The organism is Nostoc sp., from assembly GCF_036919815.1.
Taxonomy (GTDB): Bacteria; Cyanobacteriota; Cyanobacteriia; order Cyanobacteriales; family Nostocaceae; genus Nostoc.
This window is the reverse complement of the sequence record NZ_JBALCE010000088.1, coordinates 20,204-44,708: the sequence shown is the minus strand read 5'-3', so window position 1 is coordinate 44,708 and position 24,505 is coordinate 20,204. Positions and strand designations below refer to the sequence as shown.

Genomic DNA, 24,505 nt, shown 5'->3' with positions numbered 1-24,505 from the left:
AATGACTCAGGACTTACGCAAACAATAGCCGAAACCGTGATTTTCTTCTTAGGGGCAATTCATGTAGCTTTAGCTTTCCTACGGAACGCTACGCGAACCCGCAGGGTATTGCCCCTAAGAACGTATTTGTATCATTATTAAAGTGAAACGGTATTACCTAAAGCGACAGGATTGATCTATAGTCGGAGTCTCTTCTAGTTGCACCATTATTAGAACAGCTGGCGCATCGCCTACTGTTCCAGATAAGTGACCTTTATGACCTTGAGTGTCTGCTTTTGTACCCTGGTCTTCTCCAAATGAAATTTCGCCAGAACCCATCTCGACTCGCACTCCGTCCATAGTCTCCACAAACCAGCGTCCCGATACCGGGATGATCCATTGGGGCTTTGGGTTCTCATGCCAGTTGCCAACCCAACCCACGGGTAGCACAGTAAAGGTGATTGTAGCACCAGACTGCTTCAATTTAGAAAGCCACTGCGGCGAGGTATCTGGAGCTATGCCTTTCTCGATGAAGTCCTCAATTTGACAACGGGACTGGTGACTTATACCGTCGTGGTCAGTCCAGACGTGCCAGTAGTCAATTGTTGGTTTGTGTGATGAGTTATTCTGCATAAAAATGGCTCTTTTTTATTGTGCTAGTAATTGTTACTAATTAACCACAACGGTATAATTGCGTTGTTCCCATTTACTGGTTTCAATCCAAAAAAAGGTAAAGCTGATTGGCTGTTGCTGCTGATCACAAACAGAGATATCGACAAAATTCACTCCTAACTTTGTGGAAGTAGAAGGCGTATCTTTCACGGTTTGCCAATTATCATCTGACCAGTGCAATTCAAAAGATGCTAAAGCGTGAATTTGCAATGTGTAACCTTTTTTAACTTGGCTGATTTGTCGATTGAACTTCCAAATTTCCAATAATTTACACTCTTGTCTTGCGCCCAGATATCGATTTGCCACCTCTGGAATAAAATCAAACACCTGACCGTCATTATTTGACCGTAGCAGCTTGATATACTCTGCGTGCGCCCACATTAAAGGCATAGCAGAACCTGTTGGTTTTCCTAAATACATATGGATTTCAGGTGTATCTGCTTCATCCCAAACCTGTTCTGCGAGCAAACAAGTGTCTGAAGCAAATCCTTCCATCGCTTTGATATATGTTTTGACATCGCCGCCAGCAGCTAGTTCATAATGTCCTCGTTCTCCTGTCAAAAGAGGCCAAGCACGTCCTTGTCCCCAACTGATATAAGGACTGCCATCTTCTTGCTGACCATAGCCGTCGTGGTTGTAACGATGCCAACAAGAACCAACGGGTGTATCTACTTTCAAGACTGCATCAATTACTTTGACAGAATCAACGATAATTGGGTCATCTGGTTTACGAATTCCATAGCGTACTAATTGCAGAAATCCGCCATCAACAATTTCCTTTGCCGGAAATTCTGCCGGTTCACCAGGAGGTTGACTGCTGATAAAAAGAGTTCCTTGGTTAGGATTTTCGTTGGGTTGAGGATTATTAATATCTGAAGGAGTAATTCGGATATAATGCCGTTTGATGCCAGGAACTAAAGTTCCTTCAGTAGTAACTGTCCAAGCTTCGATGTGAGATTCTAAAAAGTCAGCGTACTCTTCTATAAACTTTGCTGTTGCTTCATCCTCACGTTCACGAACAAATTGAGCAGCACAAATTAAGGCGGCAATATTGGATGCTAGTGTTGATGGTGAATAACCGCTATTTTCTTCCCAGCGTTCTTGTTGAGTCGCAGGTCCCTGACGAATTAAATAACCCGCCGCCCGCAGAACCATCGGATAGACATCGAAGTTTAAGCAAGTTTTCTGCTGGTGCAATAACCACGCTAATAAAATGGGAAATGCCACCTCATCAAGCTGGATACCTGTCCAGTAAGGTTTACCATCAACCCAGAAGTTTTGGGGAAAACCGCCATCTTGTTGCTGACTAGTGGCAAGATAAATTAGCGATCGCACTGCTGTCGCTGTTTCCCCAGCTGCCACTAAACCTGATACACTGCTAACCATATCCCGCGTCCAGACAAGGTGATATCCTCCTTGGTCTTGGTCGTCTTTGGCTTCACCCCAAGGGATAGCCAGAGATGCAATTAACGCACCCGGATAAATTTTGTCTTCATGTGCTAACAACAAGCTAATGCTGTTGTGATACAACTTACCCTGATCGTAAGAAACATTTTCTAATGGTTTGATGCCATCGCGCGATCGCTTCCACTGTTCCTTGTATAGCTGCTTCTGCTGTTCAAAAGGAATATTTAGCGACTGAAAAAGCGTGGAAATTGCATTGTGCAGATTTGTACCAAACGCCAGTCCTAAAGTAAACTCTTTAGTGCTATCTAAATTTAGTTTTCCAGTCAGAGCAATGTTGCCATCCACAGCACTATCAAACTCCCAATCCATCTGAAAATTATCAGCTAAGTCTGTCCAGCCATCACTTTCACCAACGTAACCACAAGAAAGATGGGTAAAGGGAACTGTTGCACCCATCGCTAGCCATGTTCCTTGTTTCTGCGCCGTTAAAATGTGATGTCCAGCAACTTCTATGACGTAACCATTATTACCTCTGCCGCTAACTTCCAGATGTGGCGCACACAAGGCGTATAGCTGGAGTTGGGAGACAAACTCGGACTCTCCTGTTAATTTTGTGTGTTGTAAAATACAGGATAAATGTGGGTCGGCAATCACTTCTTTGATTACGGCATAACGCCCTTGTGGATCGGAATTAGTGATGCGGTATCCTAAACCATGAGTCCACATCGGTTCAATTTTTGATTCGAGATGGCGTTTTTCTTCGTGAAAAAAGCTTTTCCCGTCAGAAATTAGATACTGTAAATCCCGAATTTGGGGTTTATCTACTGTGGGATGGTAAACCTCAGTGACAACACCGTTCCAGATAGTAAACCAAATGTTACTGGAGGTAGAGTAAGCTGTTCCGACTCCATCTTTATTCGCCTGAGTCCATCGAGGTTCGATACCCGGTGAGCCAAAAGCCTGTCCTTGACCAAGAATTTTTACCATGATTTATTGTGCCGATCAGCTTTAAGTTTTTTTTAAAAATGCTGTATCTGATATTTATCTGATTTAAAAATTTATTGAGCAGGTTGAGAATATCTGCGAGCAGCAGTTAAAGATTTGGCTTCAATAAAAATTTGTTTTATTTCAGGATGTTTTTGGCGGATTTTTACTTCTAAACTTTCTACGGTTAATGCTATTTCCTCGCCTGTGAGATTTGGAGAAAATTGAATTTCTAAGTTGAGTAATACTTCCTGTGGAGCAAGCTGCATTGTTAGCACCCGGATAACTTCTTTGACTCCTGGTTCTGTTTTTTACAAAGAGCGGATATTAGCTATAGTTTGAGGATCGGCACTTTCACCAACTAATAATCCTTTACTTTCTCTCGCTAGTACCACTGCTACTATAGCTAAAATAATGCCAATAATCATTGAGGCAATGCCATCAAAATAAACATTATTAAATAAATGTCCTAAGAAGATTCCGATAAAGGCAACGATTAAACCTAAAATTGCCGCAGTATCCTCACATAATATTGTAATTACTGTGGGATCTTTACTATTTCTGATTGCTTGCCAAAAATTTTGTTTACCCTTGGTTGGCAAAAACTCTCTTAAAGCTACAATCCAAGAAAAACCCTCCAATAATATTGCTATAGCTAACACAATATAATTCCATTTTGGGTCTTCTAAAGGACTGGGATTAATTAAATGAATGATTCCTTGGTAAATTGACATACCGCCGCCAATGGCAAAGACCAGGAGAGCAACGATGAAAGTCCAGAAGTAAAGTTCTTGACCATAACCAAAGGGATGGCTAGCATCTGCTGGCTTTTGGCTCCTGCGAATTCCCAGCACAAGTACCAGTTGATCGACAGTATCTACAACTGAATGAATCCCTTCAGACATCATGGCAGAACTGCCAGTAAAAGAGGCGGTGATAAATTTAGTAATAGCGATCGCTAAGTTAGCACCCATCGCCGCAAATATAGCTTTATTAGATGAATCAGATGCCATAAAAGTAAATCATAATTATGTATAAACTTCTAATTCACCATCGAGATGGGTAACTTCCCATTGGGTTTGTTCGCGATCGCGCCAAAAGCGCAATCCAACCGTAGCGTTTCCTACACTTAGATTTGTCAGTTCCAAATCTGACAACCACTTTGGTAGTGAAGGTTGTACCTTTAACTTTCGCTGTGGTGCATCAGCTTCAAGTCCTAAAATGGTGCGAATCAGTAAAAGAATCGAGCCAGCAGCCCAAGCTTGGGGAATATTGGCATCTGGATAAGGTACAGGAAAGTTATTTTCTTGGCGTTCAATTCCCGCAAATAATTCTGGCATCCGGCCAGATTGAAAATAACTAGCAGCAGCAAAAATCCCCTCAGCGATGCGGTTTGCTTCTTCGTGATAGCCATACTTTTTTAATCCAGCCGCAATGATGGAGTTATCATGAGGCCAAACACTACCCCGTTGATAACTAATCGGGTTATAAGCTGGATTTTGGGCTGAAAGAGTCCGCACACCCCAACCACACCACATATCTGGTTGAAAAAGTCGGTTAACAACCTTTTTTGCTCGTTCCTCTGGGACGATACCAGACCAGAGTAGATGCCCAGGATTTGAGGTAATTGATTGAATTTGCTGCTTTTTATCGTCTAATCCTAAACAGTAAAAGCCTTCTGATTCCATCCAAAAGCGATCGTTAAATCGTTGATAAAGTGATTCTGCTTTTTGACGCAGCTTTTTCGCTTGTTCTTTTTCCCCCCAGACTTCATAAATTAAAGCTGCCCTTAGCCAAGCATCATAAACGTAGCCTTGCACTTCACACAAAGCGATTGGCGGCTCAACTAACTGACCATTTGGGTAAACTATTGAATCACCCGAATCTTTCCAAGCTTGATTCCGTAATCCTTTTGACGAACGAGTTAAATACTCAACAAAGCCATCACCGTCAAAGTCGCCGTATTTGTCAATCCAACTTAGCGCCTTTTCCAGTGGCGCTCGACACTCATCAAGCATACTGAGATCGGCGTTCCAGTTATAGGCTTCAGCTAGAGTCACAATCCAAAGGATGGTAGTATCTACTGTTCCGTAGTAGGGTTTGTATGGAAGTAGATTTAGTGTAGTTAACTCATCGCGCCGTAGTTCATGTAGTATTTTGCCCGGTTGGGCATCGTGCCAATCATCCAACTCAGTTGCCTGGAGTTGAGCCAGTTTCAGTAACGTGCCACGGGCAAATTCATGATAGACTGCGATCGCTTGCAAGCTAGCAATTATTGAGTCGCGCCCAAAAACGGCGACAAACCAGGGAATACCAGCAGCAGGCATCCAAAATTGATGCCCATTGTCATATACCTCAATCCGCAGCGCTCCCATATCGACGAGCGCTTGCTGATAGTATTCGGCAATTTCAGCATTAGACGATTGCAACTTTGTCGCATTAGTCAGAAACTCATCCCTGACTTTTGCGGCTTTTGTATTGTAAGGCACAGCGCAGGTGTCTTGAGGTTTGAAGACATTTCCATCAGCTAAGGCTGTAAAGTTGATACAAGTATGCCATGTCTTGCCAGGAGCGATCGCCACATCAAACATTAAACGACCATTGGCATAGCGTGGCTGAGAACTAGCACAAACTGGTTCAATCACAATACCTCGGAAAAAAGAGCCGTTCCGATATTCAGTCGTGAGTAGACCATTTTCCCATTTGGTTTCTGTTTCACCTCGCGTCAATATTTGCTGTGATTTGACATCAAAAATGTCCGCAAAATCCGAGCGCACAGCTAGCATTAATTGAAATTTAACAACTTCATTATGATAGTTACTTATATCAATATCTTCATGCATCCCTTCCACAATGTCGCGCCGAACAGTTACAAGCAAACTACCCGCAGCTAAAGAGCTGTTGATAGTAGGAAGTTGCGGGTTGGTGAATTGGTAAAGCGCATTATGATGGGTGATATTGCTAGAGGCTAGCAGCGAAAGTCGGTAGCGATTGAGAGAAATTTCGTAGTAAGAAATTAGGCGTGTGTCCCAAACAAAAAAACCTTGAGGTAAATTTTCGTCGATGGAACCATCACTAGCTGTTACTAGAAAAGAGGAACCATCGTTGATGGTTATCAAACCAGGATTGACAGTAACTTTTGTCGGCATTGTCAATTAACCATTTTCTGTAAAACCTGGATATAAGGTCATACCACCGTCTACAAACAGAGTTGTACCGGTGACATAATCGGAGTCATCAGAAGCCAACCAAACTGCTGCTTTGGCGATGTCTTCCACATCTCCCACACGTTTGGCTGGAATTAGTTTTAGTAACTTCGCTTCTGCTTCTGGAGTATCCCAAGCTGATTTATTGATTGGAGTTTTGATTGCACCAGGGGCAATACTATTAACGCGAATTTTGTGGGGTGCAAGTTCTTGGGCAATACTTTGCATCATCATATTTATACCGCCCTTACTCGCGGCATAATTAACATGACCTGCCCAAGGAATTACCTGATGCACTGAACTTATACAAATAATCTTACCTGCGGCAGATGAAATATCGGGCTGTACGCCTCGGCGCAAGAATTCTTTTGCAGCTTCCCTAGCACATAAGAATTGTCCTGTCAGGTTTACCCCAATGACTGTATTCCATTGGTCAATGGTCATATCTACAAAGGGTGAATCTTTTTGCAGACCCGCGTTGTTTATTAAAATGTCAAGAGTGCCGAATTGCTGGAGTGTCTGGCTGAACATCGCCTTTATTTCGTCTTCTTTGCTGACATCAGCTTGAATGGCAAATGCTTCACCATTAGCGGCTTTGATATCATCAACAAGTTTTTGGGCTTCTTCGGCTTCAGAATGATAGTTGACAGCTACTGCTGCACCTGATAAAGCTAAATAGCGAGCGATCGCTTCACCAATGCCAGAACTAGCACCCGTCACAAGTGCTTTTTGACCTTTGAGTAGGTAAGGGGAATAGCTCATAATGCTCTCGATATTTTTAAAACTTGCATTTGGATAAGATTTTTGCTTTCTGGGCGTACTATTACCTTGGGAATTTAGATTGTCATAATCGGTAAATTATAGATTCAAGAAGAAAAACTTTTTCTTTCTGATTTTAAGAAATACTGAGGATTTTTCTAATCTATCTAGAGAAAGATAAACAGTATATTCTTTTACTGCGTAATATTTTATTTCAATTATTTGTCATTTCTGTTACCAGAGGATGTCTTTATTTTTTAAGATTTGTAAAATTTTAATTTTCCAGCTAATATCAATCTCAAGAAAGATTTATGGTATATTCAGACTTGGGTTATTAGTTAAGGTAAAATTTTTAGTTAATCAATCTAAATGACTTAAATAAGAAAAGCATATAAGAACATTAAGGTATTTTATCCGCATTTAAAGCCGAGGCAATTTATGAATTGTATGATGTCTGTCTGCCCTTAATTGGAAGTACAGAGGCTGTGGAAGATGCCTAATGAAACGTATGTACAGGTAGAAAGAATTCGAGCTATTGGATTAACTGTGACAAACTGCGATAGCTCTTTGGATTTCTATAAAGAAGCGCTTGGTTTTGAACTAGTTTCCGACATCACTGTTGAAGGACAGGATTACAGCGATCTACAAGATGTGGCTGAGGCAAAAATTCGCATTATCACTTTACGACTAGGTGATGAACTTATTGAGTTGATGGAGTATCTTAACATTCAGGGTAAACCCATTCCCAGCGATTCACAAAGTAATGACCTGTGGTTTCAACATCTGGCGATTGTGGTGAGTGATATGGATCGCGCCTATGCTCACTTGTGTTCATTTCCCATTGAAGCAATTTCAGTTGCGCCCCAGACAATGCCACCTGATAATGAAGCATCTGCTGGTGTCCGTGCCTTCAAATTTAAAGACCCTGATGGTCATGATTTAGAGTTAATTTCGTTTCCGCCTGATAAAGGAAAAGATAAATGGCATCAAAACAGTCATCGCTTATTTTTGGGAATTGATCATAGTGCAATTGCAGTTTCTAACACCGAGCAAAGTCTAAACTTTTATTGCGACCTCCTGGGAATGCAAATTGATAGCCGCAGTCTTAATTGGCAGTCAACCCAAACTCGCTTGGATAATTTACCAGGGGCTGAAGTCCGAATTACAGCACTACGAACTGTTCAAGATGGTATGGGAATTGAACTGTTAGACTATATTTTGCCTGGAAAAGGTCGTCCTATACCGAGTGACTGGAAAAGTTGCGATATTGCACACATGCAAATTGAGCTAGTTGTCAATGACATTGAGCAAGCAGTAGAGATACTGCGGCAGAATGGGGTTCAGTTTGTGTCATCGCGGGTTGTACAGTTTACTGATAGTGCAAGTCCTTATCGCCAGGGGTGTTTAGTTAAAGACCCTGATGGACACGCAATATTGCTAATTGCGGAATCCTGAAGTGACTTGACTCTATCAGAAGCCTTTGTATACATTGAATTTTAAACTTTATTTTGATCAGTTATCGGCAAAGGCTTTTGCAATTTGTTTTAACCCACTTTCTAAGACATCCCGTGGAGTTGCAATATTGATCCTCTGAAATCCTTCGCCGCCTTTACCAAAGGTTGAACCATCGCTTAACCATACTTTTGCTTGATTAAGCAAGGTCTCCTTGATCTGATCGTCGCTGCGTCCCATACCCCTGAAATCCAACCAGACCAGATAAGTCCCCTCTAAAGGGATAGCTTTTACCTGGGGGAGATGGTCACGAACAAAGGACGCTAAAAATTTAAAATTCTGATAAAGGTAGGAGTTCAAGGCTTCTAGCCAGGGTTCACCATACCGATAAGCCGCAATGGTAGCTTCAATGCCAAAGGTATTTGTCATCATTAATCCTGCTTTGGACAGCTCAGTTTTAAACCTGTCACGCAGCGATGCGTTAGAGATGATTATGTTGGCAAGTCCCAGTCCAGCGAGATTAAATGTTTTACTTGGGCCTGTGCAAGTCACAACGCGGCTGGCAATTTCATCGGAAAGCGTTTCAAGTACGGTGTGTTTATACCCCGGCATGATCAGGTCTGCGTGTATCTCATCAGAAACAACCACAAGGTCATGTTTCAGACAAATTTTTGCAAAACGATTTAGTTCTTCGAGACGCCAGACTCTCCCCACTGGATTGTGAGGACTGCAAAAGATGATCAATCGCGTCTGGTCGTCGATAGAACGTTCCAAATTATCGAAATCGATGGCATATGTGCCGTTTTCGTGTTGAATCAATTGGTTGGTTACTAGTTGCCGACCGTTGTTGATCACCGCATTCATAAAGGGGTAATACACTGGGGGTTGAATAATCACCTTATCCCCAGGATTTGTGAAAGCCTTGACCGCGAAGTTTAATGCCGGAACAACCCCAGGAATGAAGGTAATCCAACTCTGTTTAACCTTCCAAGCAAACCGCCGCCGCATCCAGCTGATCACAGCATCGTAGTAATCGTCAGTTCTGACGCTGTAGCCAAAAATTCCATGTTCTGCGCGTTGTCGGATGGCTTCGCAAACCTCAGGGGGAGCCTCAAAATCCATGTCCGCAACCCACATGGGTATAGTATCTTTAGGCTTAAGGTATCGTTCCCGGGTATCATATTTGAGAGAACGAGTATTGGAACGTAAAATGATTTTGTCAAAATTATAGTTCATTTGAACATAATACCCCTAAAAGTGAAATTGGGGGCTGAAACTATTAATCTCTCGTGGGAAATTTAATTTTTGTCAGTGCTATTAGTGCTTGGGAAATTTCGATTAAACAGTCTTTAGGAAAGTTAATAGTTCCTACTAATTTGGAGGACGCTTTGCGCTTTAGTCGGTTTGAGGTTTTAGCGATTACGTTGGCACATGGAATAAAGATTGCTGATTTGCCAATTATCCCATTCTTGCCAGTGTTAACGATGATTCAATGTCCAAAAATTAAAGCATCCAGCGAATATGCACCAGGACCTAAAACTGCGATCGCAATCAGCATAACGCAGTACATAAACGCTTTTTCCCAACTTGGTGGTTCACCTTTTCCTAAAGGGCCTTGATACTGGTCTTCAGGAATTAAGTAGGGATCTTGGGCTACAAAAGGTTTACTTCCAGAGACATCTAAATATATCGCATAAATCATTGAGCCGAGAATGGGCAATGTTGCTAAGAATGTTAGGAATCCCACAATCAGAAAAATTCCGCCACCTAACATAGACGCAGCTGATAAAAAGCAAAGAGAGATAGGCATTTTTAGAGACTCAGCCCAGCGTCGAAGATGCGTTATCTTGGGATAGCCGTGTAGTAGAAATAACCCACCAAGGCTAACTCTTAATAGTAAAAGTGCCAATCCTGGGAGTCCGTCAGGATAGACACCAGAGAGTGAACTTAACAAGTGTAGTCCTAGCTGTGGGAAATTAAATTCAGCTAGAAAAAAGGCGATCGCTACACCCAGCCCAAATTGATAAATCATAGTTGTACACCACGGGTATTAAGGTCTATAGCATATAAGGAATGACCGGCTGTGATAAATAGGCGATCGCGTTCCTTTCCACCGAAAGTTAGATTAGTGCTGATCTCTGGCACAAGAATTTTTCCCAACTGAGTTCCATCGGGGGCGTATACCTGCACACTGTCTTCAGAACTAGTAAAAATGTTGCCATGTTCATCAACCCGCAGTCCATCCGGTTGTCCTGGATCGATGACACAGAAAACACGGCCATTCTTCAGATAGCGATTGTCCCCAACCTCGTAGACGCGAATATGATGAGGTCCGCCAGGAATATTAAACGCAGCTGTATCCGAGACATACAAAAGGCTTTCATCTGGACTGAAAGCCAGGCCATTCGGGCGCACCATGTCTGTTACTACCGGATAAATTTCACCACTAGCCGGATCGAAGCGATATACGTAACTTCCCGGTTGTTCCTGTTCGCCGCCGTAACCTTGGTTCGGCTCAGTGATGCCATAGGGCGGATCGGTGAACCAAATTGTGTTGTCACTTTTGACTACCAAATCATTTGGACTGTTAAGGCGTTTGCCTTGGTAGCGATCGACTAAAACCTTCCATTCACCATCATGTTCGCGTCGGATAATCGCACGCAGACCGGAGGAACATCCAACCAGACGACCCTCCAAATCGCGGTAATTACCGCTTTGGTAATCAGATGGATCTCGGAGGACACTGACGTTGTTGGTAGGACTCCAGTGCAACAGGCGGTTGCCGTGAGCATCACTCCACACAATACTGTCATCTTCGTGGAAGTAAACAGCGCCTTCGCTATGGACTGCACCGTTCGCTAGCTCCTGGAGTGAAGCACCTGGGCGTACTAAGGCAGACATGCGATCGTCATAAATCTCAATGGCTTCAGGCATAGGAATATCTTATTATTTAACTTGCTTACTGGCCACAAATAGTCGGTTCAAGTTAATATTAAATTGCTATAAAGGTACACTTACATCTTTTTTCCCAACGGAGTGTATAACTCATAACTTATATGTTTAGGGTTAATTGTTAAGTATAATTCTTCAGGTAATTGGTATAAAGATAATTATTAAATAACTTTTAATTTACCTCAAACCGTTGATATAGATCGTACAAACATCTTACATATATGATGAACATCACTGAGCGCTACGACATCATCATTATCGGTACGGGAGCCGGTGGAGGGACACTGGCTCACCGCCTTGCACCTACAGGTAAAAAAATTCTAGTGCTGGAACGAGGCGACTTTTTGCCCAGAGAAAAAGCTAACTGGAATCCAGAGGAGGTTTATCAAAAACATCGCTACCATACAGATGAGCAATGGTATAACAAGGAAGGCAAAGCTTTTAAGCCTCAGACAGGTTACTGGGTTGGTGGCAATACCAAACTCTACGGTGCAGCCTTAATTCGATTCCGAGAGCGAGATTTTGAAAGGGTAATTCACAAGGGAGGAATTTCTCCAGAATGGCCTTTGAAGTATCAAGATTTTGAGCCGTATTACACACAGGCAGAAAAGCTGTATGATGTGCATGGCAAGGAAGGGGAAGATCCCACAGAACCACCTCGCAGCGAACCATATCCCTATCCGCCAGTCAGTCATGAGCCAGATATGGAATCCCTTGCTGATGGTATCCGCAAACTGGGTTACTACCCATTTCACCTACCACTAGGATTAAAGCTGAATGAAAGCGATCGCAGCAAGAGTCTCTGCATTCGCTGCGATACCTTTGATGGATATCCTTGCCTTGTAGGTGCAAAAGCCGATGCCGATGTTAACGCCATTCGTCCTACCCGCGAAATGTATGCGAATTTCACGCTTTTAACTAATGCCAAAGTCTTGCGGCTGCATACCAATGAGTCGGGGCGAGAGGTTACAAGAGTAGAAACTGAAATTGCTGGGGAAAAACATTGGTTCACAAGCGATATTGTGGTTGTTGCCTGTGGTTCTGTCAACTCAGCTGCTTTGCTATTACGGTCTGCTAACGATCAGCATCCCAACGGATTAGCAAACAGTTCCGATCAGGTGGGGCGGAATTTCATGAAGCAACTGGAAACAGCTATAGTTTCCATACATTTAGAGGTGAATCACGCCAACTTTCAAAAAACGATCGCTGTCAACGATTTTTATTGGGGAGAGCCGGATTTTCCTTATCCGATGGGCATGGTACAAAATACAGGTAATGTGCTAGCCGATATGATTCCGGGAGAAGCTCCACCACTAATGGCTCCATTTGTCAAGCTGATTCCTGATTATGAGCGCCATTTACTAGCCGAGCGATCGGTTGGCTGGTGGTTGCAAACAGAGGATTTACCAGATCCGAATAATCGGATTCGGGTGATGGGTGACAAGATTCACGTTGACTATACACTGAATAATACTGAAGCAAGCGATCGCTTAATCCATCGCTGGACATCTGTACTCAAGTCAATCCCTGACTCTGCTAAACACGTCCTGCCATTTAGCCTTTATCCCCGTACTAACCTACCTGAACAAGCAGTTGCCCATCAATGTGGTAGTTGTCGATTTGGGACAGATCCCAAAACCTCAGTCCTTAACGTCAATTGCCGTACCCATGATGTCGATAATCTCTACTTGGTAGATAGTAGTTTTTTCCCGTCAAATTCCGGTGCTAACCCGACATTAACGATTATGGCAAATGCATTACGCGTTGGCGACCTACTTGCAGCCGCGCTGAGTGCAAAGCGTAGCTGAACGATTCAAAAAGGGCAAACATTATGACGAACAATGAACAGGAAATTACACCACAACAGCAACCACAGATTCAATCTCAACCAGACGATTTAGAAGCGACAGATTCGCCTCATCCCCTGGCTACAAGTGTAGGTGCTGTGGGAGGTGGTGTTGCAGGAGCCGCACTGGGTAGCTCCATTGGTGGTAGGTTAGGTGCTGCAATTGGTGGGATTGCAGGGGCAATTACTGGTGGGGTTGCAGCGAATAAGCTGGTTGAGTACGCTGAAGAATTAATTACAGAACTCCAGCCGACAAGTGGATTGGGATTAGGAGCCAATCACAAACCAATTGAACTACTCCCTCACTATTCTTGGGAAGAATTACAAGCATTATCAAAACCACAGGGTGGACAAATTCAAGTCCCCTAATCCAAAGATTTAAATCTCATCTAAGTTTATAAGCGTAGTTTTTGCCCTTACCCTAAATCCCTCTCCCATATCTGGGAGAGGGACTTTGAAATTCTGGCTCCCCTTCTCCCAAATCTGGGAGAACGGGTTGGGGGATGAGGGCATCCTTTTGATCAGCGAAGAACTACAGGTTTCAAGATAGACGCGGTTTAATTATTAATATTGAGAATAATATGAATTAATCCGATCGCAATACACTTCACCAAAACTATGATCGGGATGAATCTCAATCATCATATCAACCACTATTGCATCTTTTACCAACGGCTTGATGAATAATTCCGGGTGAAGCGATCGCCCTTCTAAAAAGCTGCGACTATAATTTTGCTGTAGCTTAATATTTGATTCAATGACAAATCTTTTTCGTTGCAGCCTAACGAAGCTGGTCAGTCAACCAAGGGTTAAGATAGCTTTTATATAGGGAATTTGGATTGGATTGCATCTTATGCCCCGTACCAGGTAACGGAAACGTAGAAACCGCAATACTTTGTGCGAAATGACTTGTTTGTGAATCTTTACAATTTGCTGTAAGCCTTATATGTTACAGTTTACAAGTCTCCCAGAATAGAAGAGAAATATTACCTTTCTCTCTAGGTAAGGTAAATGTCCTTGCGGAGAGTTTTTTGTGAAGGTCACGTCTGAGTCTTCCAGCCACTCTTTATTAAAAAACATTCCTTTTCGCCATCCGACGCGATCGCCAAACTTTTCGTAGTCTTTTCCAACGTTTTCCCAAATCCGCTTTTGCACACTAAACCCAAAGTGCCCATCACTGTATTTTACCCACAGTTGGTCAATGGTGCGTAAATCAGGGCAAGGAAAGTTTTCAATAGATTCAGAATTTAGCCAGCCTTTTTGTTCTCTGCCAGTGGCTTTAAGCATAACAGCCAGAGTTTCTTGATCTGCTTCTTTCCAATTCCCAGCTTTCAGTAAATCGCGTAACCGTGTATAGCCTACACCTTTCTCAGACAGGAGATCGTTACCAGTAGATTGCTGTTCTAGTTGCAGCTTATCGGCTTTTTCTTGTTCTCGTTGTCTTTGTAGCCTATCTGCTTCTTCTTGCTTTTGCAGTCTCTCTGCTTCCTGTCTTTGTAGCCTATCTGCTTCTTCTCGTTTTTTCTGTAGCCGCAGCCTTTCTTGTTGCTGTTGTTGTAATTTTCTGGTTTCCTCTTCTTGTTCCCATAGTTGCAGGCTTTCTGCTTCCTGTTTTTGCCTTCGTTTGTCTCTTAGCTTCTCAGCAGCAGCCCGAATTCCTTTAGCTACATCTGTGAAGGCTTCATCTTGATTGTGCCAATTCCTTGAAACCACAGGTTCAGCATTCTTAGGCAAAGCTTGAAGTTTTGCAAATGGTGCGCCACTCCAATCAACGCTTCGCAGAATAACCGGGATAACACAAGCCTCTCCTGCATGGTGACGTTCTATTGCCTTCTTAACTTCGACATCCCAGCAATATTTAGAAAAAAGAAAATCTGAACTGATGAGCAACAGAATGATGTCGGCGGTGTTTAGATTATCATTAATTTGGTAATCCCACTCCTCTCCAGGTAGTATCTTGCGATCGCACCAGCTTGAAATCACACTTTGCCATTCTAATATGGCCAGGTGTTTAGCTAATTCATCCCGCAGAGCTTCGTCTTTGTGAGAGTAAGAGAAGAAAAGCTGTAACGATACCTCTGGCATTTTTGGTCTAAGGAGTAGGATAAATCACGCTTTAAGCAAATTATAGTGTTTTTAGCTGATTTGCTTAAGAAGAATACCAATAGCTAGGGCAAAAGTACTTAAAAGTCGTGTTGAGGTACTTGAAAATCGTGTTGAGGTACTTGAAAGTCGTGTTGAAGTACTTGGAAGTCATGTTGAAGTACTTAAAAGTCGTGTTGAGGTACTCCAAAATGGTGTTGAAGTACTTGAAAATCGTGTTGAAGTACTTAAAAATCGTGTTGAGGTACTTGAAAGTCGTGTTGAGGTACTCCAAAGTTGTGTTGGAGTACTTCAAACTTTGGAGTACCGCGATTAAGTACACAGGTGCGTAGGCGTAGCCCGCCGTAGGCATCGCTTTCATAAATCTCCACAAACAAAGCGATGTCTAGGACGGGCTACGCCTACGCTTGACTTTTAAAACAGTCGCTACAAGTTGAAATTACGAATTAACGCAATGTGCAACTTATTCTTAGAACCCCACTTCCATTCCTCTCCCCCACAAGGAGAGAGGCTTTGATTCTTGCTCCCCTTCCCTTGTAGGGAAGGGGTTGGGGGTTAGGTTTGAGAGAAAGTTACACACGGCGTGAATTACATAGCTTGCTTCTCGCCGGAGGCGAGTATTACGAATTACGAATTAGCCCGATCGCAATATACTTCACCAAAACTACGATCGCTATTAATCTCAATCACCATATCAACCACTGTCGCATCTTTTACCAACGGCTTGATGAATAATTCCGGGTGAAGCGATCGCCAAAAATAATTGACAAATTGCTCTATCTCTGCATTGCTCATCCCCAACTTCCCCGCAGCAATCATCTGCTGTTCCGCCTGTTTGCGCCACTCCAAAGAACAACGGTAATCGGTGGGATAGAGCAAAATTAAGCTGTCTAATCGCTCCCACAGTGGTAAATAATCGTGGAGGCGACGATTAATATCACGGGCAAATGCTCGATCCTCATCTGTGAGAATTGGCGACGGTGCAGTATTAAATGCCTCTGGAACGATTGGGCGCACACCCACAAACCAACCTTCAAATAGTACAATATCTACACCTGTTACCATTTCTGGAGTCGTGCGATCGCCAGCGCCTCTGTATGCAGATTTATCAAAACGGGGAACCATAACTGGGCTTTGCAACTGACGGATTTGATCTAGTACCTTTAAGCCTAAATCTACATCGTGGGTTCCTGGTGGCCCGCGCCAAATCAAGCGGGGATCTTGCTGTGTTAAAACCAAGCGATCGCTGTAAGTTTTATATAAGTCATCCAAAGATAAACTTACAGTCCTGTATCCCAATTGATCGAGAATCAAGGTAAGAATTTTGCACATTGTGGTTTTCCCAGTACCTTGTCCTCCCAATATTCCTTGAATCAAGGGGTGTCCCAACTGTTTGCGTCCTGATGCGAGTTTGATCCCCAAAGGAAGCCACAAGTCCCACAATACCTGTAACATTTTCTGGGGTTGTACTTGGAGAGTAGTTTGGCAGAATTTGCTAAAAGCTGGGAGGATAGATTTTAGTAAATGCGATCGCCTTTCTATCACTTCATCGACATTTTCCGGCGTGATCCCAAAAGCTTTAGCCCTTAACTTATTTACCAGCACTGCTTCTCTTGCTTGATGATGCCAAGTTTCCCCCACCGCATCCATTGCCAAAATTTCACTCAGCCACAAATCCATAAATTCCCCATCTCCCTATGATCCCAGCTTAAAGGCTTCGAGAAACAGGCTATAGGTGAAACCAACTTTCAGGAGATTTAGTGATTCTACCAACAGCGATCGCTTTGACAAAAAACTGCGACTATAAAATATCCTGCTGGTAATTTCCGTCAACAGTACTAAAAAACCAGCTATCATAATGTCCAATATACCCTCTTGACCGGCTGTAGTGGAAACTGCGTTTCCCAGAAAAAAACCGAACAAAAAACTAATTATCAGCAACGACAGTCGCCGCCAAGGATTTAAAAACCATTGCCCCAACCGTCTAGCAATGGCATCGAACAAGTTATTCAGACGAGTGTTTTGCATCAGATAGACTTCTGGGAGAAAGTCAAGATATCTTAAAATATCTCTATATTAAAGAAGATATTGGTTTTAGCCTAAGCTTGTTTGTTAATATTATAGATATAGCAATCTAATTTGATTTTTGAAAAAACTTAACTATATGTAGGGTGTGCGATCGCCGAGAGTACGGCACTAAAATCCTACAGAGGTTCCTTACGCTATGGGAACGCACCATACCTGTATTAGACATCTCCAAGAATGTAGAGATGTAGCACTGCTACGTCTCTACAAGGGTTCTGGGTATTGACTGTAGCCCTTGTTTGTCAAACATCAAAGAAATTACTTACTCCAAAGAATACTTATAATACATTTGTGTCCTTAATTTTAAGAAAGTCTATATTAAGCTACTTTTTATGATTGCCTTTTGTGATAATAGGCTACTATTTGGTCAAGCCTAGACAAAATATTTATTTCTAATAACTATCAATATGAAATTTTCAGTGTATCGTAACGTCGGTGTTACAGCTTGTTGCTTGGGACTGTTTGTTGCTTTGGTGGGATGCTTTGGAGTGAGCGTATCCTTTGAGTCCACAAACCCAGATACATCTTCACAACTGCCAAATGAAACTACCCAGTTGGAAAGAACTTCATCTACACCCGTTTCACCTGAAAAAGGTATTTCCCCCTTAACGAATCAAGTAGAACATAACAGTAGAGAGAATACTCATCCTGTCTTGGCAGATCGTGATAAATCAGCTAGCAAAGTCAAATATCAAGGGACTTTGCGAATGAGCAATCAAACAAATCAGCCTGTACGTCTGGCTCTACTGGCGCGAGAGTCGGTAGCAAAAGGCTCTGGTACGAAACAGACGAACTATGATCTACCGGCACATTGGGATTTTGCTCCCGAAGAAGGTAGTGATAAAGGGCTGATTCTATCCCTACCTCAGAATAATTTAAAACTGGAGAAGGGAGATATTTTAGTTGCTTTTGCACAAGATGGTTCGCGTCGTTACTGGGGACCCTATGTTGTCGGTGAAACTCAATTACCTAAGTGGAATTCCCAAAACAGAGAATGGCAACTAGTGCTGAGTCCATAAATAGTGCTGTTTGTTAGCGGATAGCTAGGGTTTAGCCCGTACCGAAGGGGCATTGTTTCCCGTTTGCTCATATCTTTATTTTTACATCCCTACCCGACAGTTGGTAAAGTGTAAAGTACTGAGTAGAGGAAAATTGTTGAATTTAAAATTCCGAAGAACAAAAGATAGATAACCAACGACTATTGATTAGTGATTGTTGACTATTGACTAATGAGAATGAAATTGAGTGTTAAGCGCACTGTTGATCAGTGGTTCCACAAAATAGAAAAGAATCCAGCCCTTGGTATAACTGTGTCGATTTTGTGGTTGATAGTGATTGGCTGGGTAGCTTTTGGGTGGAATTTGGGCAATACTGGCTTGGTTGATGAGACAGAGCCACTGTTTGCCGAAGCTTCCCGCCAGATGTTAGTCACAGGTGATTGGATAACCCCATTTTTCGATGGTGACACTCGTTTCGATAAACCTGCTTTAATTTACTGGTGTCAGGCGATCGCTTATGCAATGATTGGCGTGAATGAGTGGGCAGTACGCCTTCCTTCTGCGATCGCGGCCTTCGGCTTAATTTGTTTAGCTTGTTACACCGTACACTGGTATTTGGCTAAACAAGACGAATTAGAGCAAGTTTCACGTCCGACTCGCCGCTACTTAACATCTTCCATAGCAGCAGCCCTGATGGCACTCAATGTCGAAACCATTATTTGGGCGAGAACGGGTGTTTCTGATATGCTGCTCACCGGATGCATGGCATCAGCTTTGTTATGTTTCTTTTTAGGCTACGCAGGGAAGGAAGGGAGCGGGGGAGCAGAATTAATAACCAATGCCCAATCCCCAATGCCCCATGCCCTATTCCCTAATAAATGGTACTTAGCTTTTTATGTGTTGATTGCTGGCGCAATTTTGACCAAAGGTCCAGTGGGAATTGTCTTGCCAGGGATAATTGTTGGTGCCTTTTTGCTTTACGTGGGAAAGCTACCAGAGGTATTGCGGCAAATGCGCCTCTTCATGGGTATACTGATAATTATCGGTTTGTCAGTGCCCTGGTATGCTTTAGTAATTTGGCGCAATGGCTGGAATTACATTAACTCCTTTTTTGGTTATCACAACCTGGAACGCTTTACAGAAGTAGTTAATGGTCACTCAGCACCTTGGTATTTTTACTTTATAGTAGTGCTGCTGGGTTTTACGCCATACTCAGTGTATTTACCAGCCTCGATCATCAGACTAAAGTTTTGGCAGCGATCGCATTGGCGATCCCTTGAGCGTTTTCAGCAGTTTGGTTTATTCGCCTGGTTCTGGTTTGCTAGCATCTTTAGCTTTTTCACCATTGCTGTTACCAAACTTCCTAGTTACGTCTTGCCTTTAATGCCAGCAGCAGCAATCCTGGTAGCCCTGTTGTGGAGCGACCTTTTACCAAACATGGAGAATGAAAATGATTCAGAGAGAGTATTTGATCATCTCCCCGCGTCTTCTTCCATCTCCCCCTTACTTGTCTGGAGTGGTTGGGTGAATGTAGTATTTTTATCATTTTTGGCAACAGCACTGTTTAACATAACCCACATATTAGGTAGTGATCCAGCGATAACCAACTTCCACGAAGTAATTCAACAATCTGGTTTACCAGTCATAGCCGGCGTAATTTGGTTTGTTTGTGCTGTTTTGGTTGCGGTTTTTTTACTAAATCGCCGTTGGAACTACATTATCAGTATTAACTTGCTAGGATTTGCGGCGTTTTTAATTTTTGTTTTATCACCTGCTTCCTTTTTCATTGATCAAGAACGTCAATTACCCTTAAGAGAGTTGTCTGCGGTCATTCTAGAAGCAAAACAACCAGATGAAGAATTGATCATGCTTGGCTTCAAAAAGCCTAGTGTAGTCTTTTACAGCCACATTCACGTAAATTATTTAGGATTTCCCCAAGAGGCTGTAGAGCATATTAAAAACCAGGCTGCCAAGGGGCTAAAACCTCGCTCACTGCTGCTATTGGCGGAACAGAAAAAGTTTTTACAAATGGATTTACAGCCAGATGATTACAAGAATTTATCGACCAAGGGTGCTTATAACTTGGTTCGAGTTCCTTTTAAGAAAAAGAAAAATGAAAAAATAGACATATCATAATTGGGCATTGGGCACTTGTACTGAGCGAAGTCGTTGGCGCAGCCTCTCGTAGAGAAGTATTGGGCATTGGGCATTGGGAAAACACTTTCTTTCTTCATCCCTTTGTCTCCCTTGTCTCCCTCATTCCCCTCATCTCCCTCATCTCCCGCACTCCCATTCGGCTACGCTCACGGCAAGCCCACTCCCCACTCCCATTAACATTTGCCATTGTAACCATTGACAACTAAAGCTTGATTAATCTGATTTAAGAGGTCTTCCATTGATATCGATCGCGGTAATATTTGAGTAGCGATCGCACTAACAACAGTTTCTATGGATTCCAAAATATTCTTCTTCTGCTTGTCAATTTCCTTGTAAGCTACCCCAGCCGGAAAACTGGTTTTTGGCTGATTTAATCGCTGATTCAGTACCAAAATTGGTGGTAACTTTAAAGGCGAATCTCCCAATGTTTTCAGTGCTTTTAGTACATCTTTGTGGATAGCTGATTCTCCTAAACAAATTAGCAGTAAGTCAACGCTTTGGTGGCGAATTTGTTGTAACACTTCTGCCCAACAGGGACTGATCGCCGCTTTGAAACCTGCTGTTTGTAGATACTGAATTAAAGCTTGGAACCACTCAGAACCCCGTTCAGCATCACTACTAATTAAGGAATTTTTTTCAGTCTGATAACCTTTAACTTGCTTGCGTCTTACCTGTGGAAAATCACGCAGCATTGTCAAATCTACTACCAAGATGTTAGGAGGGCAGCAAATACCAGAAGCAATTTGCAGTACTGAGAGTAAGGCGTCTGTTTTCTCGGTGCGACTACTGTTGTCTTTAGCAAATGGTGTTAAGTAAGGAAATACAGATAATTCTGGTATTTTAGAAGCTATTAGGGTAGTTGCAACATCGCAAGTAACCAGTGGTATAGCTGCCAAATGTGGATGTCCAATTAGTTGTTGCAAATAAATTTGGGCAGTGGTACTTTCGACATCTAGCAAAATGACATCAAACTGCCATACCCGCGCCAAAAGTTCTGCCTGATCTAAGTCATCTACTTCAATTACCCGGTGTTCTCGAAGTGAGAGGTGGGGATTCACCGATTCCAACTGGGGATTCACCAACCTGAGAATTCGCAGTGGAGTCTTAGTCGGGATAATTGCGTTGTTGTCTAACCCTAGTTGCAAAACTGCTTGTGTAGCACATAATTTTTCTAGAACTGGTGCTAAAACCTGATGCTCTACTGGCAAACTTAAGAAACCATCGGCTCGGTTAGCAAATGTTTGCTCTTTTTCGGCTGCCGTCGCTGTCACAATTACAGATATATGACGGGTTGCAGTATCAGATTTTAGTAAAGTCAGCACATCCCAGCCTGATAGCAGGGGTAACAACGGATTCAAAAATATCGCTATTGGTTGCAAGCGCCGAGCTTTTTCAACTGCTTCTGTCCCCGATCGCGCAATCATTACGCGATATCCTAAACTTTTGAGTTGTTCAGTCAAGTCTTCAATATATCGGGCTACTGCCTCAACTACCAAGACTAACCGTTGCGAACTAACCGGATGATGCTGTGTGGAAGTAGACGATATTACGGGGTTTTGCCGTGTCTGTTGATGTCGTGTTTCTTCCTCTTCTCTGATTCCCATATCTGCTTCCGAAAAGCCTGTTTTCGGGGGACTGGGCGGCAGAAGTAGTGTAAACTGGCTACCTTTTCCTTCACGAGATAAGAAGCTGACATCTCCTCCGTGGAGACGAGCCAAGGCACGAGTTAATACCAGCCCCAAACCAGTGCCTTCAAATTGGCGGGTGAGGGGATTTTCTAGTTGTTGAAATTTTTGAAAGATTAAGTGTTGCTGGTGTTCAGGAATGCCAATGCCTGTATCCCAAACGGTAAAGGCAATCCATCCTTCCCAACGACTCACCCGCAGCCCCATTTCCCCAGATATTTCGGTGAATTTAAAGGCATTGGAAAGTAGGTGTACTAGCATCTGGCGTAAGCGCAATTCATCAGCCACCATCTGATCTAAGCCTAGTTCAATGGAAAGGCAGAATTGGGGAGCAGATAAACGGGCATTTTGAGTTGGCGAGGCAGATGTAGATTTGGTAGTTTGAGTGTGGATGGCTTTAGCTTCCGATAGGGCGCGATCGCACACAGCCCGAATTTTCACCGGAGTCAGCGTCAAATCCATTTGTCCCGTCTCCATGCGGGTCAAATCCAAAATGTCATTAACCACACTCATTAGGTGGCGTCCACTTTGATGAATCAGTCCCGCATAACGGGCTTGACGCTCGTTGAGTTCTCCCATCTGTTGATCCACGAGCAACCGCGATAACCCCAAAACGGCAGTTAGGGGAGTTTTGAGTTCATGACTAATACAAGCTAAAAATTCATCTTTCAACCGATTTAGTTGAATTAAATCGGCATTTTTTGCTGCCAGTTCTTTACAAAGCTGTTGCTGCTCAGTCACATCAGTAGCTAAAATTAACCACAAATCATTGCTGAGTGCAATCTCTGAGTCAGCACTCATGACTTTAAACTCAGGACTATCTAAGGGAATTTTGGCAAATTGCCAGATTTGCTCCTGACCATTTTGCACTTCCAGAACGCAGGTACAAGTCCCCACCTGACTATCCAAATAGCAGCGACTGTATACAGCCTGTGGTGATGCTTCTTGCTGAGTCGGTTCCTCTTCACCCTCAAGCTCATTCTCCCGACCATTGCGATGAACCTTGATTGCTCCTTGGGTGGTATATTCTGGTTTTTCGGAGGGTTTAGGAACAAGTATTGCCTCCACCTGTTCCCTAACTCCTTCTGGATCTTTCAAGGCTCCTAATTGCTGCCACCAGGCGGGATTTCGTGCTACCACCTCGCCATTACCCGTTTGCAACATCAAAGGCCAAGGCAGTCTTTCCAGCAAGTGTACTAGTGGCTGGTGTCCCAATGACTTGAGTTGATTTGGCTTCTGCACACCAGGATCATACTCATGGCGATGCTCACCTGAATTTTGTAACCCAGTCATGCGTTCCTTAGCCAGCGATCGCAACAGCCGAGAACTATCCAGCAGTCCCAAATATCGACCCTCAGAGTCAATCAACGCCCAATCTAAGTTCTGGTGTTTTTCGCCTTGGAGATAACCCAAGCGCAAACTTAATTGCTCTACACACTCAGAAGCTGATATTGTTTGTATTGGCTCAATTAGAGCTTGACCCCAAGTTGAGAGTGATTGGTGTAAATTTAGATTTTTATCGTCACTACTTGTTAATAATTTTGGGATTAAACGGACAGAATACAGCAATCCGATCGGGCATTGCTGTTGATTCACTACTACCAAGCGATCGCACTGCTCCTGCTCAAAAATCTCCAACACCACTGCCAGAGAACTTGTTTGGGGGCAGCTAGGTACGGTTGCCTGAAAGTCATAAAGCGGGTAATGTAGCATTAGCATAGGGCTTTGGGGGTCATTCTTCCTCTGGAAACCTCCGGCATTTCCATCTGCCAGTTGATGGTCTTTTCGCCTGAAGCCATATCCTCTAAGAAGACTCATCTAAGCAACTCTGGTTAGTTCAACGCCATTAAAACAACGGGATTTCCCCTCACGGACACTTGGTTGCGGACAAGTGCATTTTTCAAAAGAGGCGACGTTTCTGATTTGTAGTAACTAGCCTCCCCAGTCTCTTACTGGTATTTAAACTCCTGATCGATAGCGACGGTTAAAACAATTATCACCCCAAAGATTCGCTTTAGAACCTTGAGGAATTATAATGATTTAGAATGCGACAAACCTTGAACTTCGTTTAAGTATCTTAATCAATGAGCAAAATAAAAAAATCTATTTAGATACAGAGATATGCAAATAATAAATTAGCTCCTGTGTCTTGCTATGCCGACATCTACCTGATCATCAAAGACCTACTAAGTCCTACAACTAAGTTGCTGAGTGGCTAGC

The 24,505-nt window shown here is 43.0% G+C and carries 19 protein-coding genes; 5 read left to right on the top strand and 14 right to left on the bottom strand.

The window, feature by feature from the left end; all coding sequences use genetic code 11:
- Window positions 1–153: 153 nt before the first annotated feature.
- From V7K15_RS21020 to V7K15_RS20995, 6 genes are all read right to left on the bottom strand, one after another.
- A complete protein-coding gene (locus tag V7K15_RS21020; protein ID WP_334908382.1) occupies window positions 154–612 on the bottom strand; it encodes a cupin domain-containing protein in 459 nt (152 codons plus the stop codon).
- Between the two features lie 36 nt (window positions 613–648).
- On the bottom strand, window positions 649–3,045 hold the full coding sequence (locus V7K15_RS21015; protein WP_334908380.1) for a glycoside hydrolase family 15 protein: 2,397 nt from the start codon (window positions 3,043–3,045) through the stop codon (window positions 649–651).
- A gap of 71 nt (window positions 3,046–3,116) precedes the next feature.
- Window positions 3,117–3,311, bottom strand: coding sequence for a hypothetical protein (locus tag V7K15_RS21010; protein WP_334908378.1), 195 nt, complete (start codon window positions 3,309–3,311; stop codon window positions 3,117–3,119).
- A 42-nt stretch (window positions 3,312–3,353) separates the two neighbouring features.
- Window positions 3,354–4,055, bottom strand: coding sequence for a cation diffusion facilitator family transporter (locus V7K15_RS21005; protein ID WP_334908376.1), 702 nt, complete (start codon window positions 4,053–4,055; stop codon window positions 3,354–3,356).
- A 15-nt stretch (window positions 4,056–4,070) separates the two neighbouring features.
- The gene (locus tag V7K15_RS21000) at window positions 4,071–6,191 is read right to left on the bottom strand and encodes an amylo-alpha-1,6-glucosidase (RefSeq protein ID WP_334908374.1); all 2,121 of its coding nucleotides are present in this window, start codon (window positions 6,189–6,191) and stop codon (window positions 4,071–4,073) included.
- A 6-nt stretch (window positions 6,192–6,197) separates the two neighbouring features.
- Window positions 6,198–7,010 carry an SDR family oxidoreductase gene (locus V7K15_RS20995; protein ID WP_334908372.1) on the bottom strand — a complete coding sequence of 271 codons (813 nt, stop codon included), beginning with the start codon at window positions 7,008–7,010 and terminating at the stop codon, window positions 6,198–6,200.
- Between the two features lie 489 nt (window positions 7,011–7,499).
- On the opposite strand from V7K15_RS20995, the gene V7K15_RS20990 reads away from it, so the two are divergent.
- A complete protein-coding gene (locus V7K15_RS20990; RefSeq protein WP_334908370.1) occupies window positions 7,500–8,462 on the top strand; it encodes a VOC family protein in 963 nt (320 codons plus the stop codon).
- A 57-nt stretch (window positions 8,463–8,519) separates the two neighbouring features.
- Here V7K15_RS20990 and V7K15_RS20985 read toward each other — a convergent pair whose 3' ends face one another.
- The 3 genes from V7K15_RS20985 to V7K15_RS20975 all read right to left on the bottom strand — a co-directional run bounded on the left by V7K15_RS20985 (window position 8,520) and on the right by V7K15_RS20975 (window position 11,393).
- Window positions 8,520–9,695 carry a MalY/PatB family protein gene (locus tag V7K15_RS20985; RefSeq protein ID WP_334908368.1) on the bottom strand — a complete coding sequence of 392 codons (1,176 nt, stop codon included), beginning with the start codon at window positions 9,693–9,695 and terminating at the stop codon, window positions 8,520–8,522.
- A gap of 253 nt (window positions 9,696–9,948) precedes the next feature.
- Window positions 9,949–10,491, bottom strand: coding sequence for a DoxX family protein (locus V7K15_RS20980; RefSeq protein ID WP_334908366.1), 543 nt, complete (start codon window positions 10,489–10,491; stop codon window positions 9,949–9,951).
- On the bottom strand, window positions 10,488–11,393 hold the full coding sequence (locus V7K15_RS20975) for an SMP-30/gluconolactonase/LRE family protein (protein ID WP_334908364.1): 906 nt from the start codon (window positions 11,391–11,393) through the stop codon (window positions 10,488–10,490). The genes V7K15_RS20980 and V7K15_RS20975 overlap by 4 nt, the downstream gene beginning before the upstream one ends.
- Before the next feature lie 242 nt (window positions 11,394–11,635).
- Between V7K15_RS20975 and V7K15_RS20970 the strand changes: the two genes are divergently transcribed.
- The gene (locus V7K15_RS20970) at window positions 11,636–13,219 is read left to right on the top strand and encodes a GMC oxidoreductase (protein ID WP_442949704.1); all 1,584 of its coding nucleotides are present in this window, start codon (window positions 11,636–11,638) and stop codon (window positions 13,217–13,219) included.
- Window positions 13,220–13,242: 23 nt separating this feature from the next.
- Entirely contained in the window at window positions 13,243–13,626 is a 384-nt protein-coding gene (locus tag V7K15_RS20965; protein ID WP_334908360.1) for a colicin V family bacteriocin, read from the top strand.
- 573 nt (window positions 13,627–14,199) lie between these two features.
- Here the strand turns inward: V7K15_RS20965 and V7K15_RS20960 are convergent.
- From V7K15_RS20960 to V7K15_RS20945, 4 genes are all read right to left on the bottom strand, one after another.
- A complete protein-coding gene (locus V7K15_RS20960) occupies window positions 14,200–15,342 on the bottom strand; it encodes a GUN4 domain-containing protein (RefSeq protein WP_334908358.1) in 1,143 nt (380 codons plus the stop codon).
- 245 nt (window positions 15,343–15,587) lie between these two features.
- Window positions 15,588–15,731, bottom strand: coding sequence for a hypothetical protein (locus V7K15_RS20955; protein WP_334908356.1), 144 nt, complete (start codon window positions 15,729–15,731; stop codon window positions 15,588–15,590).
- Window positions 15,732–15,987: 256 nt separating this feature from the next.
- The gene (locus V7K15_RS20950) at window positions 15,988–17,040 is read right to left on the bottom strand and encodes a glycerate kinase (RefSeq protein WP_334908354.1); all 1,053 of its coding nucleotides are present in this window, start codon (window positions 17,038–17,040) and stop codon (window positions 15,988–15,990) included.
- 15 nt (window positions 17,041–17,055) lie between these two features.
- A complete protein-coding gene (locus V7K15_RS20945; RefSeq protein WP_334908352.1) occupies window positions 17,056–17,388 on the bottom strand; it encodes a DUF565 domain-containing protein in 333 nt (110 codons plus the stop codon).
- A gap of 464 nt (window positions 17,389–17,852) precedes the next feature.
- Between V7K15_RS20945 and V7K15_RS20940 the strand changes: the two genes are divergently transcribed.
- Both V7K15_RS20940 and V7K15_RS20935 read left to right on the top strand, forming a co-directional pair.
- The gene (locus V7K15_RS20940; protein ID WP_334908350.1) at window positions 17,853–18,464 is read left to right on the top strand and encodes a hypothetical protein; all 612 of its coding nucleotides are present in this window, start codon (window positions 17,853–17,855) and stop codon (window positions 18,462–18,464) included.
- Window positions 18,465–18,674: 210 nt separating this feature from the next.
- Window positions 18,675–20,579 (top strand): ArnT family glycosyltransferase, encoded by a 1,905-nt coding sequence (locus V7K15_RS20935; protein ID WP_334908348.1) that lies wholly within the window; start codon window positions 18,675–18,677, stop codon window positions 20,577–20,579.
- Window positions 20,580–20,773: 194 nt separating this feature from the next.
- Here V7K15_RS20935 and V7K15_RS20930 read toward each other — a convergent pair whose 3' ends face one another.
- Window positions 20,774–24,004 (bottom strand): ATP-binding response regulator, encoded by a 3,231-nt coding sequence (locus tag V7K15_RS20930; protein ID WP_334908403.1) that lies wholly within the window; start codon window positions 24,002–24,004, stop codon window positions 20,774–20,776.
- Window positions 24,005–24,505 lie beyond the last annotated feature (501 nt).